This is a genomic window from Acidimicrobiales bacterium (genome assembly GCA_035316325.1).
Taxonomy (GTDB): Bacteria; Actinomycetota; Acidimicrobiia; order Acidimicrobiales; family VFJN01; genus DASXTK01.
On record DATHJB010000050.1, the window covers coordinates 1 to 15,860 of the forward strand.

12 protein-coding genes are annotated in these 15,860 nt (G+C 71.8%); 9 read left to right on the forward strand and 3 right to left on the reverse strand.

The annotated features are described in order from the left end of the window. Positions 1-177 precede the first annotated feature (177 nt). The 4 genes from VK611_06870 (at position 178) to lysA (ending at position 5,580) form a co-directional block, all read left to right on the forward strand. Positions 178-2,022, forward strand: a complete 1,845-nt coding sequence (locus VK611_06870) for a protein kinase (GenBank protein HMG41034.1) — start codon at positions 178-180, stop codon at positions 2,020-2,022. A 49-nt stretch (positions 2,023-2,071) separates the two neighbouring features. After that, complete coding sequence (locus tag VK611_06875) at positions 2,072-3,283, forward strand: amidohydrolase family protein (protein ID HMG41035.1); 1,212 nt, start codon at positions 2,072-2,074, stop codon at positions 3,281-3,283. An 86-nt stretch (positions 3,284-3,369) separates the two neighbouring features. After that, positions 3,370-4,230 (forward strand): methyltransferase domain-containing protein, encoded by an 861-nt coding sequence (locus VK611_06880; GenBank protein HMG41036.1) that lies wholly within the window; start codon positions 3,370-3,372, stop codon positions 4,228-4,230. A gap of 78 nt (positions 4,231-4,308) precedes the next feature. After that, on the forward strand, positions 4,309-5,580 hold the full coding sequence (lysA, locus tag VK611_06885; GenBank protein HMG41037.1) for a diaminopimelate decarboxylase: 1,272 nt from the start codon (positions 4,309-4,311) through the stop codon (positions 5,578-5,580). Between the two features lie 54 nt (positions 5,581-5,634). Here lysA and nadE read toward each other — a convergent pair whose 3' ends face one another. From nadE to VK611_06900, 3 genes are all read right to left on the reverse strand, one after another. Beyond that, positions 5,635-6,639, reverse strand: coding sequence for an NAD(+) synthase (nadE, locus tag VK611_06890; GenBank protein HMG41038.1), 1,005 nt, complete (start codon positions 6,637-6,639; stop codon positions 5,635-5,637). After that, positions 6,636-8,663: an asparagine synthase (glutamine-hydrolyzing) gene (asnB, locus tag VK611_06895; GenBank protein ID HMG41039.1), complete on the reverse strand. Its 2,028-nt coding sequence runs from the start codon at positions 8,661-8,663 to the stop codon at positions 6,636-6,638. The genes nadE and asnB overlap by 4 nt, the downstream gene beginning before the upstream one ends. A gap of 177 nt (positions 8,664-8,840) precedes the next feature. Next, positions 8,841-9,140 carry an acyl carrier protein gene (locus VK611_06900; protein ID HMG41040.1) on the reverse strand — a complete coding sequence of 100 codons (300 nt, stop codon included), beginning with the start codon at positions 9,138-9,140 and terminating at the stop codon, positions 8,841-8,843. 166 nt (positions 9,141-9,306) lie between these two features. On the opposite strand from VK611_06900, the gene VK611_06905 reads away from it, so the two are divergent. The 5 genes from VK611_06905 (at position 9,307) to rho (ending at position 15,834) form a co-directional block, all read left to right on the forward strand. After that, entirely contained in the window at positions 9,307-10,599 is a 1,293-nt protein-coding gene (locus tag VK611_06905) for a homoserine dehydrogenase (protein ID HMG41041.1), read from the forward strand. 8 nt (positions 10,600-10,607) lie between these two features. Continuing rightward, complete coding sequence (gene thrC, locus VK611_06910; GenBank protein HMG41042.1) at positions 10,608-11,972, forward strand: threonine synthase; 1,365 nt, start codon at positions 10,608-10,610, stop codon at positions 11,970-11,972. Next, positions 11,965-12,477 carry a hypothetical protein gene (locus VK611_06915; protein ID HMG41043.1) on the forward strand — a complete coding sequence of 171 codons (513 nt, stop codon included), beginning with the start codon at positions 11,965-11,967 and terminating at the stop codon, positions 12,475-12,477. Before thrC ends, VK611_06915 begins: the two co-directional genes overlap by 8 nt. A gap of 31 nt (positions 12,478-12,508) precedes the next feature. Further along, a complete protein-coding gene (locus VK611_06920) occupies positions 12,509-13,669 on the forward strand; it encodes a cofactor-independent phosphoglycerate mutase (protein ID HMG41044.1) in 1,161 nt (386 codons plus the stop codon). A 242-nt stretch (positions 13,670-13,911) separates the two neighbouring features. Further along, positions 13,912-15,834: a transcription termination factor Rho gene (gene rho, locus VK611_06925; protein HMG41045.1), complete on the forward strand. Its 1,923-nt coding sequence runs from the start codon at positions 13,912-13,914 to the stop codon at positions 15,832-15,834. Positions 15,835-15,860 lie beyond the last annotated feature (26 nt).

Consider the following 15,860-nt stretch of genomic DNA (forward strand, 5'->3'; position numbering starts at 1 on the left):
CGCTTCGCCTACGTGCACATCGTCGCCATCGACTACGAGGCGCAGACGATCACCCTCGACCTGATCGTCTGGGAGTGACCAGGAACACAGTGACTCCGCTTCGTAACCTCGCCACGACCCAACGGCTACGGTGGCCGGTGAGGCAGGCCGGCAGTTCCCGGCGACGAAGGTGGGGCATTGGGCGAGGCGGAACGGCTTGGCCCGTGGTTCTGCGGCCCGGCAGCGGACCGCCGGGCCTACGTGGTCGACGATGTGGAGGGTGTCGAGGGGGGAGAGGGGCTGGTCGTGCGGGCCCAGCGCCGCACGTTCGCCGGCGACCCCGTGGGCTACGAGGGCATCGTCTCCCTCAAGCTGCTGACCGGCACCTCGCCCCAGCGGGCCGGGGCCCTGCGGCGCCGTTGGGAGCGACTCGCTGCCATCGACCACCCCAACCTCGCCCGCCCGCTGGAGTCGTTCACCGGACCGGGTCTGTCGCGCCGCCCCGATCGGGCAGCACCGCCCGAGGCGAGCAACGACGTCTGCTACGTCGCCACCGTCTGGGTGGACGGCCGGGGCCTCCGCGAGGTCGTCCCCCTCGATCCTGCGACGACCTTCGCGTACGTCCTCGGCATCGCCCAGGGCTTGTCGGCGCTCCACGAGCGCGACCTCATGCACCGCGACCTGCACCCGGGCAACGTCGTCGTCGACGGGTCGGGCCAGGCGGTGCTGATCGACTTCGGCTCGACGCGGCCGGCCGACGGCCCGATGACCACCACGGTCTCGGGCGTCATGGGCTTCATCGCACCGGAGTGCCTGCACGGCCGGGAGAGCCCGGCCACCGACCGTTGGGGCCTCGGGACGCTCACCGTCCTGATGCTGCTGGGCCATCCGCAGGGGCAGGTCCGTGAGGACCAGCTCCGCTCCGAGCTGGACAACGCCTTGAAGGGCATCGGCCAGCGGCGTCGGGCCGTCGACCTCATCTGCCGGATGGTCGACGCCGACCCCGACGCGCGCCCGGAAGACGCCGTCGACTGGGCCCGCGAGCTCCAGGACTGCCTCGCCCGGCGGCAGCAGCGACGGCGACAGGTGATCGCTCTCGTGGCGGCCGGCGTCCTGCTGCTGGGCGCGGAGTTCGGCCTGCGTGCGCTCGGGGACGACCCGGACGGCGCCGACGACGACACCACGGCCGACGCCTCGGCTGCGCCGGCCCCCGCCGACCCCGACCCGGCAGCGGCCCCGTCCCCCACGCCTCCGCCGTGCGACCACAGCGTCGCCGGCCGCACGCCGATGGACGAAGCGGTGGCCCAGCTGGCGCCCGAGGCCTGCCTGTCCGGCGAGCCGGAGGCCGTCGGCGACGCCTCCTTCCAGGCGCTCCTCAGCTCCCAGGGCGACCCGGCGGGCGTCGTCGTCCTGCCCCCCAACGGCGAGGCGGTCCGGCTGACGCCGACGATGTGGACGTCGTTCCGGGAGATCTCCGGCCCCTCCGCCCCCGACAACGCGATCCGCTTCGGCGGCTATCCCGTGGGCGTGCGGCGCATCGGCGGATCGGTGATCGTCCAGCTCAGCGGCCCCGGCATCCTCGTCGGCCCGCGTGAGGACACGCAGCTGTTCTGGGTGCCCGGCCAGGTGATGCCGATGTGGATGGACGACGGCGGTGGCGCGAGCGAGATCGGGTTCCCCATGTCGAACCCCTACAGCGACGACCGTGGCCTCCACCAGGACTTCGAGCGTGGCTCCATGCACGCCTACGCCGACCCGGCCCAGGTCGCCGAGATCCTCGCCGGTGGGCCCTTCACCTCGGTGATCGAGCCCGAGGTCAGCAGCATCGACCCGACCGGCGACGGCGCCCCGGAGCTGGCCGGCCGCATCGTCCGGCAGTTCAACGGCACCGCCTGGTGGGTCGACGACGACGGGGTGCGGCACTGGCTCCCCGACGACGCCACCTGGCGCTGCCTGGGCGGCGACGACGAGCCGGCCCACGACGGCCTCCACGGGTGGGACGTCGCCGTCCTGCCACTCGGCCCGGTCGCCACCTGCCCCTGACCACGGTGCGCGCTGGTTTTTAGAACCTGTTCCAGTCACACTGGGGGGCATGGACGCCACCGGGGACAACGAGCGCTACACGATCATCTCCGCCGACTGCCACGCCGGCGGCAGCCACGCCCAGTACCGCGAGTACCTCGACCCCGCCTACCTCGACGACTTCGACGCCTGGCGCGGCAGGTACAAGAACCCGTTCAAGGACCTGGGCGACCAGCGGCGCTACCGCAACTGGGACAACGACATGCGCAACTCCCAGCAGGAGGCCGACGGCATCGTCGCCGAGGTGGTGTTCCCCAACACCGTGCCGCCGTTCTTCCCGAGCTTCGTGCTGTTCGCCCCGCCGGCCCGCCCCGAGGAGTACCCGCACCGCCTCGCCGGCATCCGGGCCCACAACCGCTGGCTGGTCGACTGGTGCGGCCAGTACCCCGAGCGCCGCGCCGGCATCGGGCAGATCTTCCTCAACGACGTGGACGACGCCATCGAGGACGTCCGCTGGATCAAGGAGCACGGGCTGCGGGGCGGGATCCTGCTGCCCAACGTCGGCCCCGACGTCGACTGGGTCAAGCCCCTCTACGACCCGATCTACGACCCGCTGTGGGCCGAGCTGGAGGCCCTCGAGGTGCCGGTCAACGTGCACGGCGGCACCGGTGCCCCGAACTACGGCCCCTACCCGTCGGCCATGCTGCTCTACATCACCGAGGTGAGCTTCTACTCGCAGCGCCCCTTCGTGCACCTGCTGCTCTCTGGCGTGTTCGAGCGCTTCCCCCGGCTGAAGTTCGTGATGACCGAGGCCGGCTGCTCCTGGGTCCCGCCGCTGCTGGAGCGCCTCGACGCCACCATCGCCCGCATCCGCGACACCGGGTCGACCGGCGAGATCCGCTACGGGCAGGAGAGCGTGCTGCCCAAGCTGGCCAGCGAGTACTTCGAGCAGAACTGCTGGATGGGCGTGAGCCAGCCCCGCCCCGCCGATGCCGCCGCCCGCCACAAGATCGGCCTCCACAAGTGGATGTGGGGCAGCGACTACCCCCACGACGAGGGCACCTACCCGTTCACCCGGGAGCACCTGCGGGCGCTGTTCCACGACGTCGACCGGGCCGAGATGCAGCAGCTCCTGGCCGGCAACGTCGCCGAGCTGTACGGCTTCGACCTGGCCGCTCTGGCCCCGGCCGCGGCGCAGCACGGCCCGACGGCCGCGGAGATCGCCACGCCGCTCGACGCCATGCCCGACGAGCCCAACGAGGCGTTGCTGGCGTCGGTCTGACCATACGGGCGCGGGTGGTACCTTCGTCCGATCACGTGGGGTGGTCGGACGGTCACCAGTGGGCACAGAGCGAAGCGAGGCCCACCATGCGACTCACCCCCAGCGCCGTCCTGGCGAGAGCCGGCCGGGCTGTCGGTCGGCCCCGCGCCGACGAGGCCGCGCCGGCGGGGACCGACATCCTCGACGCCTACGTGCGCGTCGCCCCCTCGCCGCAGGTGGCGGTCGACGTGTTCGCCGGCGAGTGGTCGTCGGTGCTGCCCGGGCAGCTCGGCGTCGACGCCGGCCACGTCCCCCTGTTCGCCGACCCCCGCATCTCCTGGCTGCTCGACCAGGTGGAGGACGTCGACGGCTACGACGTGCTGGAGCTCGGGCCCCTCGAGGGCGGCCACACCTTCCAGCTGACCGCGGCCGGCGCCAAGGTCACCGCCGTCGAGGCCAACACCCGCGCCTACCTCAAGTGCCTGGTCACCAAGGAGCTGCTCGGGATGACCGACTGCCGCTTCCTGCTGGGCGACTTCGGCGCCTTCCTGGCCGAGAACCCCGACGAACGCTACGACCTCGTGGTGGCCAGCGGCGTCCTCTACCACTCGAACGACCCGCTGCGGCTGCTGGAGCAGATCGCCCGGGCCGGCGACCGGCTCGCCCTCTGGACCCACTACTACGACGCCGCGGTGATCGAGGCGAACCCGACCCACGCCCGCCACTTCGCCGCCGAGCCCCGCACCGTCACCCACGGGGGCCGCGAGATCCGGCTGCACCGGCGTGACTACCTGGAGTCGCTGCAGAGCAACGGCTTCTGCGGCGGCCCCGAGGTCCACGCCCTGTGGATGGAGCGCGACGATCTGCTCGACGCCCTCCGCCGGGTCGGCTACACCGACGTCCGCGTCGGCGGCGACGACCCCGACCACGTCAACGGCCCCAGCATCCTCCTCTACGCCGAGCGCTGACCACCGACCACCGACACCGACCGCGCCGGGTAACCGGTTGAGGCGGCCGGCCGGGTGGTCACTACGCTGAGCGGCCGTATGAGCGTGCTGCCCCGCGACCTCCTGCCCGACAACGCTGCGTACCTGGCCGACGGGTCGCTGTCGATCGCCGGCTGCCGCCTGGACGAGCTGGCCGGCGAGTTCGGAACCCCGCTGTTCGTCTACGACGAGGCCCACCTGCGGGCCCGCTGCCGGGAGGCCGTCGAGGTGTTCGGCGACGGTGTGGCCTACGCCACCAAGGCCTTCCTGTGCCTGGCCATGGCCCGCCTGGCCCACGAGGAGGGCATGTGCCTCGACGTCGCCACCGGCGGCGAGCTGCACGTCGCCCTCGCCGCCGGGGTGCCGGCCGAGCGCCTGGTGCTGCACGGCAACAACAAGAGCGTCGACGAGCTGCACCACGCCCGCCAGGTCGGGGTCGGGCGCATCGTGGTCGACAGCTTCGACGAGCTCGACCGGCTCGACCGCCTCCACACGATCGACGGCATCGTCCCGAAGGTGCTGGTCAGGGCCACCCCTGGGGTCGAGGCGCACACCCACGAGTTCGTCCGCACCGGCCAGCTCGACTCCAAGTTCGGCTTCGGGGTCACGTCGGGCGACCTGGCCAAGGCCGTCGAGCGGGCCGCCGGCTCGCCCTCGGTCGACCTGGTGGGCGTGCACGTGCACATCGGCAGCCAGGTGTTCGTGGTCGACTTCTTCCACCAGGCCGTCGACGTGATCGCGCCCTGGGTGAACGACCTGGGCCTGCCCGAGCTGTCGATCGGCGGGGGGCTCGGCGTGGCCTACGTGGAGGGCGAGGAGGCGCCGACGATCTCCCAGTGGGGCCGTACGATCATCGACTCCTGTCGCTCGGCCGGCATCGAGACCCGCATCTCCGCCGAGCCCGGCCGGGCCGTCGCCGCCCAGGCCGCGGTCACCCTCTACACGGTCGGCACCATCAAGGAGGTGCCGGGGGTGCGCACCTACGTGTCGGTCGACGGTGGCATGAGCGACAACCCGCGCCCGGTCCTCTACGGCAGCGGCTACGAGGCGTTCCTACCCCGGGCCGCCGACGCCGACCGCCCCCGCACGGTCACGCTGGTGGGCAAGCACTGCGAGTCCGGCGACGTGCTGGTGCGCTCCGCCCAGGTGCCCGCCGACCTGCGGGTGGGCGACGTCCTGGCCACCCCGGTCACCGGTGCCTACGGCCACTCCATGGGCTCCAACTACAACAAGGTGCCCCGCCCGGCGGTGGTGTTCGTGCGCGACGGCGATGCCCGCCTGGTCGTCCGCCGCGAGACGCACGACGACCTCCTCCGCTGCGACGTCGGCTGACCCGTTCTGTCTTCGCTCAGCCGGCTATGCCGGGCTGAGCGAAGACAGAAGGCCCTACAGCCGGGCGTCGGCGAGGGGGACCTTCTCCACCGTCTCGGCGTCGCGGGCCAGGCGCTCGGCCATGCGGCGCTTGCCGACGATGTCGCGGTACACCCGCTCGATCTGCTCCGCCTCCAGGCCCATCACCGCGCCCGCTTCGGCGGCCGGCACGCCCTCGTGCCAGGCCCACAGCAGCAGGTCCATCTCGTGGTACGGGAGGGCGAAGTAGAACTCCTCCTGCGTCTGCGGGAGGGAGTAGGTGTCGGTGCTGGGCAGCTGCGACTGGATCGACTCCGGCAGCCCGAAGTGCTTCGCCAGCGCGTACACCTGGGTCTTGAAGATGTGGGCGATCGGCTTGAGGTCGGCCAGCCCGTCGCCGCCCCGCACGAAGAAGCCGAGCTCGTACTCCAGCCGGTTGGGCGTGCCGAGCACGGCGAAGTTCCGGGCCTCGGCGTGGAAGTACTCGACCAGCTTGCGGGTCCGCTGCTTCATGTTCGTGGCGGCGACCACCTCGAGGTACACGTCGGTGGGCATCCGCTTGGTCTGCAGCTCACCGTCGGGTGACGCCACCGTGAGGTTGAAGTAGCTCACCCGGTCGGTGTCGAGCAGGCCCTCGGCCAGCGTGATCTTCTGGCGCCAGTCCTCGCCGTACTCGGGGAACACCCGCCGGATCGCGGCGTCGCGACGCCGGTAGCACCCGGCCGCGGCCAGCGTCGGGGCGATGTCCTCGAACTCGTACTTGAGGCCGAGCTGGTCGCACAGCTCGCGGCCGCGGGTCGTGGAGTCGGGGTCGCTGTCGGCCTCGGGCATCAGCAGGGCGACGACGCGGTCGGGGCCCAGCGCCCGGGTGGCCAGGGCGGCGCACACCGCCGAGTCGATCCCGCCGCTCACACCGACGGCGATGCCGCGGCGCTTCAGCTCGCGGCCCACCAGGCGGGTCACGGCCGACTCGATGCTGGCGGCCAGCTCGTCGAGCTGCGCGCTGTCCAGGTCGAGCACGTCGCGCGTGAAGGTGGTCATCGGTCTCCTCCCACGGTCGCCGCGGCCGAGGCGATCCGGTCGACCTGTACGGTCGGTTCCACACCGTCGAGCCGGCGGCGGGCCGCCGTGGCCCGCTCCCGAAAGTCCACCAGGTACGCCTGGGCCAGGCCCTGCAACGTCAACGCGCCCACGAGCGCCATCTCCTCTCGTTCGCCTGCCATCTGTCCCTGCCGGTCGAACGCCCTGGCGGTGAGCACCCGGGTGGCCTTGGGGTCGAGCACGCCGAGGCGCTCGACCGCGGTCTCCGACAGCAGGTCACGTACGTAGTCGGGAGCCTTGGGGCCGAACAGCGCCGTGGCCATCGGGGCCCGGTACGGCTGCTTCGGCCGGTTCCAGATCTCCTCGGGGAGCGTGCGCGACGCCAGCCGCCGCAGCGTCACCTTGTCGCGCAGGCCCGGCATCTTCAGCCGGCCCGGCAGCCGCCCGCACCAGGCGATCATCTCGGGGTCGAGGAACGGGTACCGCACCTCGATGCCGTGCGCCATCGCCACCCGGTCGCCCTGGTAGGACAGCAGGTACGACGACATGAACGTGGCGATCTCGATCCACTGTGCCCGGGCGAGCGGCTCCCAGTCGGACCAGCCGGGGGGCATGCTCGCCGCCAGGTCGCCCTCGTCGGGCGCGACCCGCCAGTCGGGCGCCAGCATCCGCTGCGACCAGGCGGTGTTCTGCCAGCGGATCAGGTGTGAGTAGAAGGGGTTGTCGGTGGCCTCGAGGTCTCGCCCGAAGAACCGGGCCCACATGTCGGTGCCGCGGGTGCCCTCGGCGCCGGCGATCTCGGGGTGGAGCCTGCCGGCGAGCGCCGGTCGCCACGACGACTTCGGGTCGCGGGCCCAGAACCGCCGCAGGGCGTCCTCCTTGAACACCGAGTAGCCCGACAGGAGCTCGTCGGCGCCCTCGCCGGTGAGGACCACCTTCATCCCCGCCTCCCGGACCAGGCCCGACAGCAGGTACAGCGGCACCGGCCCGGTCCTGAGCTGGGGCGCCTCGCAGTGCCAGACGACGTCGAGCAGCGCGGCGGCGATCTCGTCGGGACCGCACACGATCTCGTGGTGCTGCGTGCCCAGCAGCCCGGCCATGCGGCGCTGCTCGGCGGTCTCGTCGAAGGTGGGGTCGGCGAAGCGGACGGCGAACGTCTCCAGGGGTGCGTCGCCCTGGTCGACCAGCGAGGCGATCACCGACGAGTCGAGCCCACCGCTGAGGTAGGCGCCCACGGGGACGTCGGCCCGCAGCCGCAGCCGGACGGCCTCGCCCAGGCGGTCGCCGAGGAGGTCGGCGGCGTCGTCGAGGGAGAGGTCGGCGAGCGTCGGGTCGACCGTGAAGTCCGGCTGCCACCAGACGTGCTCGACGCAGCGCAGGTTCTCGTCGACGTCGACCCGCACGGCCGTGCCGGGGCGGACCGAGCTCACGCCTGCGAACACCGTGCGGGGAGCGGCTGCCGACCAGCGGGTGAAGACCTCGCCGAGGCCGACGGCGTCGAAGCTCGGCGTCAGGTGTCCTGACGCGAACAGCGCCTTGGCCTCGGAGGCGAACAGCAGCCGACCGTCGGCGATGGCGTAGTGCAGGGGCAGGATGCCGACGCGGTCACGGGCCAGCCACAGGCGGCGCCGCCGACGGTCCCACAGGGCGACCGCGAACTGTCCGTTGAGCCGGGCCCAGGTCGCCTCGCCCCACTCCTCGTAGGCGTGGACGATGACCTCGGAGTCGCCCTGCGTGACGAAGCGGTGGCCCCGGTCGCTCAGCTCGCGGCGCAGCTCCAGGTAGTTGAAGATCTCGCCGTTGAACGTGAGCCAGACCGTGCCGTCCTCGTTGGTGAGGGGCTGGTCGCCGGTCGAGAGGTCGATGATGCTCAGACGGGCGTGGCCCAGGCCGACGTGCTCGTCGCGGTAGAAGCCGTAGCCGTCGGGGCCGCGGTGCTGCAGCAGCGCCACCATCGACCGCAGCTCGTCGAGCTCCACCGGCGCCCGCCCCGGGCCGTTCAGCACCCCTGTGATCCCGCACATGGGCTGCCCCGGGGTTAGGGCCTGTCCTGTGGATCATGGCGCACGTCTCTCCGGCCAGATGACGCCGCTCGCCGCACCGTGCCGACATTGAAACCCTGGTGGGTTCCTGCGTCGTCCCGGCACGCCGAGCGACGCCCCTGACTCGGAGATCCGTACACCTGACCCACAGGACAGGCCCTACGTGCGCTTACGGGCGACGAAGGCGGCGAGTCGCTCGACGGAGTCGAGGTTGTCGGCGACCAGCTCGTCGTCGTCGACGACGATGCCGAACGACTCCTCCAGGAACGCCACGACCTCCATCACCCCGGTCGAGTCGACGATGCCGCTGTCGAGCAGCGACACGTCGGTCGCGAAGCCGTCGTCGTCGCCGAGCAGGAAGGTGTCGACGAGGAATGCCCGCACCCGCTGTGCGATCTCGCCGGTCGTGCCGCCGGTCTGGGTTGTCGCCGTCTCGGTGGAACCCGAGATCGAGGTCATTTCCGCCCTCCGCCTGGTGGTTGTCGTATTCCGCCCGCCCAGCTCGCCGCCAAGTCTGCCACCCGGCCGAGGAGCTCTCCAACAGTGCGGAGGAAGGGCGCACGCACTGTAGTGCCTGCCCGAAAGTCGCGGGACCGCCTTCCGCCGGCTCGTAGCATGACCCTCTGTGACCTCCCCTGCTCCTGTCCGTGTCGGCGTTCTGGGCTGCGGCAACGTCGGCGCGGCGTTGGTGGAGCTGGTGCGCGGTCGTGCCGACGACGTCGCCGCCCGCACCGGCCTGCACCTCGAGGTCACCAAGGTGGCGGTGCGGAGCACGACCAAGGATCGGGGCGTCGACCTGGCGCCGGGCGTCCTCACCCACGACGCCGCCGGCCTGGTGGTCGACCCGGAGATCGACGTGGTGGTCGAGGTGATCGGCGGCATCGAGCCCGCCCGTGAGCTGATCCTGGCTGCCATGAAGGCCGGCAAGCCGGTGGTCACGGCCAACAAGGAGCTGCTGGCCAACGTGGGGGCCGAGCTGTTCGTCGCGGCCGAGGAAGCCGGGGTCGACCTGCTGTTCGAGGCCGCGGTCGGCGGGGGCATCCCGGTGATCCGGCCGCTGCGGGAGTCGCTCGTCGGCGAGGAGATCCGCCGGGTGATGGGGATCGTCAACGGCACCACCAACTACATCCTCACCCGCATGACCGAGGCGGGCGTGGCCTACGCCGACGCCCTCGCCGAGGCGCAGAGCCTGGGCTACGCCGAGCGTGACCCCACCGCCGATGTCGAGGGCTTCGACGCCGCCGCCAAGGCCGCCATCATCGCCTCGATCGCCTTCGGGTCGCGGGTCGTGGCCGGCGACGTCTACCACGAGGGCATCTCCGGCATCACCCCGACCGACGTCGCCTACGCCGCCAAGATGGGCTACGTCCTCAAGCTGCTCGCCATCGCCGAGCGGACGGCGGGCGGGGCGCTCGGCGTGCGGGTGCACCCGGCGATGGTGCCGGTGTCGCACCCCCTGGCCGCCGTGCGCGACAGCTTCAACGCCGTCTTCGTGGAGGGCGACGCCGTGGGCGAGCTGATGTTCTACGGGCGGGGCGCGGGCGGGTTCCCCACGGCGAGCGCCGTGCTGGGCGACCTGGTCGACGCCGCCGTCAACCGTCACAAGGGCAGCCACGCCAGCATCGGCGCCCTGGCCAAGGCGGTGATCAGCCCGATCGACGAGGTGGAGAGCGCCTACTACCTCAACCTCGACGTGGTCGACCGACCCGGTGTGCTGGCCGCAGTGGCGGGGGTGTTCGGCGAGCACGGCGTGTCGATCCGCTCGATGGAGCAGGAGGGCCTGGGCGGGGAGGCCCGCCTGGTGTTCATCACCCACCTGGCCCGGGAGGCCGCCGTGCAGGCCACCCTGCGTGACCTCCACCACCTCGACGCCGTCGACCGCATCACGTCGGTGCTGCGGGTCATCGGGACCGACTGAGGGGCGTGATGAAGTACGTCTCCACTCGTGGGCAGGCGCCGGCGCTCGACTTCGCCGACGTGCTGCTGGCGGGGCCGGCCGTCGACGGCGGCTTGTACGTGCCGGAGTCGTGGCCGTCGCTGCCGGCCGACTGGGCGACGCCGCGGCCGTATCCGGCGCTGGCGGCCGACGTGGTGTGGCCCTACGTCGAGGGCGCTTTCGGGCGGGCCGACTTCGACGCCATGGTCGACTCGGCCTACGCCACCTTCGCCCACCCCGACGTGGTGCCGCTGGTCGAGGTGGAGCCCGGACTGTTCCTGATGGAGCTGTTCCACGGGCCGACGCTGGCGTTCAAGGACGTGGCGCTGCAGCTCGTCGGCCGGATGTTCGACGCCGAGCTGTCCCGGCGGGGGGAGCGGGCCACGATCGTGGTGGCGACGTCGGGCGACACGGGCTCGGCTGCCATCGCCGCCTGCGCCGGCCGCTCGACCCTCGACATCGTGGTGCTGCACCCGGCCGGCCGGGTGTCGGAGGTGCAGCGGCGGCAGATGACCACGGTCGACGCCCCCAACGTGGTGAACATCGCCGTCGAGGGGACGTTCGACGACTGCCAGGACCTGGTGAAGGCCCTCTTCGCCGATGCGGGGTTGCGTGAGCGGCTGCGGCTGTCGGCGATGAACTCCATCAACTGGGCGCGCATCGCCGCCCAGATCCCCTACTACGTGGCCGCGGTGGCGGCGCTGGGGCCGTGCCGGGTGGCGGTGCCGAGCGGCAACTTCGGCAACATCCTGGCGGGCTGGATCGCCCGGCGGGGCGGAGCGCCGATCGAGCAGCTGATCGTGGGGTCGAACCGGAACGACATCCTGGCCCGGTGGGTGACGACCGGAGCCCTGGTGGCCGAGACCGTCGAGCCGACGCTCAGCCCGAGCATGGACATCCAGGTATCGTCGAACCACGAGCGCCTGCTGTTCGAGCTCTCGGGGCGTGACGGTGCGGCCACGGCCGAGTGGATGACCCGCTTCCGTCAACTGGGCTCGGTGGAGGTGCCGGTCGACCCGGTGTTCGCCGCCGCGTCGATCGACGACGCCGCCACCATCGCCGAGATGCGCGACCTCCACCGCCGCACCGGCTACCTGGCCGACCCCCACACGGCGGTCGGCGTGGCCGCGGCCCGCGCTGCTGGCGCCTACCCCGGCGACCTGCCGGTGGTCTGCATGGCCACCGCCCACCCCGCCAAGTTCCCCGACCCCGTCGAAGCCGCTACCGCCACCCGCCCCCGGTTACCCGACCACCTTGCCGACATCCTGACCCTCCCCGAGCGCTACGACGTCCTCCCCGCCGACCTCGAGGCGCTCAAGTCCTTCCTCGCGGCCCGCCTGACCCCCCGTGAGTGACCGGCTCACCGCCCGGCTGATGCCCACCTCATCGAGCCCGGACGAGCTGACGCGAGGGTGGGAGGCGGCATTCGACCTGGTGGTCGACCTCATGGCGTTCGCGCACATCGGCCTCGTCGGGAGCCGGAAGGTGGACGTCGACCTTCGAGCCGACTTCCGCCTGCTCCGGCAAGCTGCGGTGACGAGCGCTCCCGAGCAGCTACCGGCGCTCGACGGTCCCCGGCCGCTAGGGACCCATGTCGAGCTCGACGATGCGCAGGTCATCGCCGCTCTGCGTGGACTCGGACCCCACGTCCTGAACGTGTGCATCTACTCCGAGCCGGACCGAGCCCTCATCCAGGCCTCAGGCATCGCCGCAGCGTCACCGTTGGTCGACTTCGACGATTTCGGCGACGTCCTGCATCTCGACGTCCCCCGCGGCGTCGTCACTCGATCGCTCGGTGGTGAGTGGACCTCGCCGGCTCTCCAAGTGTGGCTCGACCGGGCTGCTGTCGGGACTGTCTGAGGTCGGCGTGCGAGCTGCGAGACTGCGGAGCGTGAAGTACGTGATCTGTGTGCCGGACGGGTGTGCGGACGAACCGATCGAGGAGCTGGGTGGGCGGACGCCGTTGGAGGCGGCGGCGATGCCGAACCTGGCGAAGCTGGCCGCCCGGGGGGAGGTCGGACGGGCCGCGGTGATCCCGGAGGGGATGCCGCCGGGGAGCGACGTGGGCAACATGTCGATCCTCGGGTACGACCCCGCCGGCTACCACACCGGCCGGGCGCCGATCGAGGCCGCCGCCATGGGCCTTCGACTGCGCCCCGACCAGGTCGCCTACCGCTGCAACCTCGCCACCGTCGACGCCGCCACGGGCACCATGGTCGACTTCGCCGGCGGCCACCCCTCCACCGAGGCCGCCGCCGAGGTGGTCCGGGCGCTCGACGCCGAGATCGGCCAGGGCGCCGGCGCCGAGGTCGCCTTCCACCCCGGCGTCCAGTACCGCCACATCATGGTGGCGCCCGCCGCGCTGGGCGACGCCGAGTGCGTCCCGCCCCACGACCTCACCGGCAAGCCGATCGTCCTCCCCCAGGGCCCCGCCGCCCCCCGCCTCACCGAGCTGATGGACGCCAGCCGCCCGGTCCTCGAGCGCTTCGACCTGGCCGCCAACCAGATCTGGCTCTGGGGCCAGGGCGCCCAGCCGCAGCTCCCGTCGTTCGCCGAGGCGAACAGGGGCCTGACCGGGGCGCTGTGCACCGCGGTCGACCTGATCCGGGGCCTCGGCGTGCTCACCGGCATGGAGGTGGTCGAGGTGCCGGGCGCCACCGGCTGGTTCGACACCGACTACGAGGGCAAGCGCGACGCTGCGCTCCGCACCCTGGCCGACGGCGCCGACGTGTTCCTCCTCCACGTCGAGGCCACCGACGAGGCCGGTCACGCCGGCAACCTCGAGGAGAAGGTGGCGGCGCTCGAGGCCTGGGATCGGCGCATCCTGGCGGGTCTCGTCGAGGGCCTCGACGACCTGGGGGAGTGGCGTCTCCTGCTCCTTCCCGACCATCCGACGCCCGTCCGGCTGCGCACCCACACGTCCGATTCCGTCCCGTATCTGTTGGTGGATCGCGACCTCGACGGCCCCGGCGGGGTGTATTCCGAGCCCGCCACGGCATCGGCGGAAACGGTCCCCGGTCACCACCTCCTGGGGCGGTTGCTGGCGCGCTGAGTGGGGTACCGAGGCTGATGCGAATGTTTCGACGTCGAGGTGGGTCGCGCTACAGTGCTGATGTTCTGCCGGGGGGCACCGCTCCTGACTCAATGATGAGCGGGTAACCGAGCGCTCGCCCTCGGACGTGGAGCAGCCCCTCTTCCGGACCCCCGTTAGCGGCTGCACAGGTTTCCCGTTCCCAGCAGCTCACCGGCGTCCGAAGTCGGTTCCCCACAAAGCCAAGTGAGGTACGTCCCCTGATGAGCGTGGAGTCCACGACGCTCGAACGGTCGGCCCTTGAGGGCAAAGACCGTGATGAGCTCACGACCATCGCCCAAGCGCTCGGTGGCCAGATCCGGCCGAGAGCGCGCAAAGCCGAGATCGTCCAGTTGATCCTCGAGCTGACCGGCGTCGAGTCCCGCGCCGCCGCGCCCGACGGAGGTACGCCTGTGCCCCAGGACACCGCTCCCGACAGCCCGGCCGAGGCGACACCCACCGAGGCGTCGACCACGGCCGACAGCGCCGAGACCTCGTCCCCGGCACCTCCCGAGGCGGCTGCACCGGCCGAGCCCGATGCCGCCGACGCGGAGACGCCGGACGCGGGCGACGAGAAGGCCAACGGCAAGACCGAGGTCGAGGCCGACAACCCCGCTCCCGCCGACGCCAACCTGTTCAGCGACGCCGGGGCGAGCGACAGCGACAGCGACACCGCCAATGAAGTCGACGCCGGCACCGCCAGCGAGGCCAAGCCCACCGAGCGGAAGCCCGAGGGGCGCAACGGAGGCCGGGCGGAGCGCAACGGCCAGGGCCAGAAGGCCGAGTCCCAGAAGCCCCAGGGCGCCCAGCCCCAGCCGCAGTCCCAGAGCCAGCCGCAAGGCCGAGGCCAGGGTCAGAGCCAGGGCGGCGACCAGGGTGGCGACCAGGGCGACGGGGATCAGGGCAACCGCCGTCGCCGTCGCCGGGGACGCAGCCGGGGTGAGACGGGTAGCGGTGGTGGCAGCGGCAGCCCGCAGGTGGAGGAGTACTCGGGCGAGCCGGTCGAGGTCGAGGGTCTGCTCGACCTGCGCGACGACGGCTACGGCTTCCTGCGGGTGAAGGGCTCGCTGCCCTCCAAGGACGACATCTACGTGTCGGTCAAGCAGGCCCGCCAGTTCGGCCTGCGCAAGGGCGACCAGCTCAAGGGCGCCAGCCGCCCGGCGCTGCGCAACGAGAAGAACCCGGCGCTGCTGCGGATCGACCAGGTGAACGGCGTCGATCCCGAGCAGGCCAAGAAGCGGCCCAAGTTCGAGGACCTCACGCCGCTGTTCCCCGACGAGAAGCTCAGCCTCGAGCTGTCCGACGACCCGGGCAACATGACCGCCCGCATCATCGACCTCATCTCGCCCATCGGGAAGGGCCAGCGCGGCCTCATCGTGTCGCCCCCCAAGGCCGGCAAGACGCACATCGTCAAGCAGATCGTCCGCTCGATCGAGGTGAACAACCCCGAGGTCAAGCTGATGGTGCTGCTGGTCGACGAGCGGCCCGAAGAGGTCACCGACATGCGTCGCTGGCTGCGCAACCCCACCAGCGAGGCCGTGGCGTCCACGTTCGACCGCCCGGCCGACGAGCACACCCAGATCGCCGAGCTGACCATCGAGCGGGCCAAGCGCCTGGTCGAGGACGGCAAGGACGTCGTCATCGTGCTCGACGGCATCACCCGCCTGGCCCGGGCCTACAACCTGGCGGCCCCGGCGACGGGCCGGATCATGTCCGGCGGCGTCGACTCGGGCGCCCTCTACCCGCCGAAGAAGTTCTTCGGTGCGGCCCGCAACGTGGAGGAGGGTGGCTCGCTCACCATCCTGGCCACGGCCCTGGTGGAGACCGGCTCGAAGATGGACGAGGTGATCTTCGAGGAGTTCAAGGGCACCGGCAACATGGAGCTGCGGCTCGACCGCCGGCTCGCCGAGCGACGGGTGTTCCCGGCCATCGACGTCGACGCCAGCTCCACCCGCCACGAGGAGCTGCTCTTCCAGCGCAACCAGCTCCAGCTGGTGTGGGCGCTGCGCCGGGTGCTGTCGGGGCTCGCCTCGAGCGACGGCGGGAATTCGGCGGCGTTGGAGCTGTTGAAGGACCGGATGAACACGTTCCGCACGAACGACGAGTTCCTCGCCGAGGTTGCGAAGAACCGCCTGGCAGCGGGATAACCTGCGAGACCCCTGTAGATCGAAAG

What these genes read in the sequence shown, in the direction of transcription:
- thrC (HMG41042.1), top strand. Translation starts at nt 10,608, where the DNA reads ATGAAGTACGTCTCCACTCGTGGGCAGGCGCCGGCGCTCGACTTCGCC.
- nadE (HMG41038.1), bottom strand. Translation starts at nt 6,639, where the DNA reads ATGACCACCTTCACGCGCGACGTGCTCGACCTGGACAGCGCGCAGCTC.
- lysA (HMG41037.1), top strand. Translation starts at nt 4,309, where the DNA reads ATGAGCGTGCTGCCCCGCGACCTCCTGCCCGACAACGCTGCGTACCTG.
- asnB (HMG41039.1), bottom strand. Translation starts at nt 8,663, where the DNA reads ATGTGCGGGATCACAGGGGTGCTGAACGGCCCGGGGCGGGCGCCGGTG.
- VK611_06880 (HMG41036.1), top strand. Translation starts at nt 3,370, where the DNA reads ATGCGACTCACCCCCAGCGCCGTCCTGGCGAGAGCCGGCCGGGCTGTC.
- VK611_06900 (HMG41040.1), bottom strand. Translation starts at nt 9,140, where the DNA reads ATGACCTCGATCTCGGGTTCCACCGAGACGGCGACAACCCAGACCGGC.
- rho (HMG41045.1), top strand. Translation starts at nt 13,912, where the DNA reads ATGAGCGTGGAGTCCACGACGCTCGAACGGTCGGCCCTTGAGGGCAAA.
- VK611_06875 (HMG41035.1), top strand. Translation starts at nt 2,072, where the DNA reads ATGGACGCCACCGGGGACAACGAGCGCTACACGATCATCTCCGCCGAC.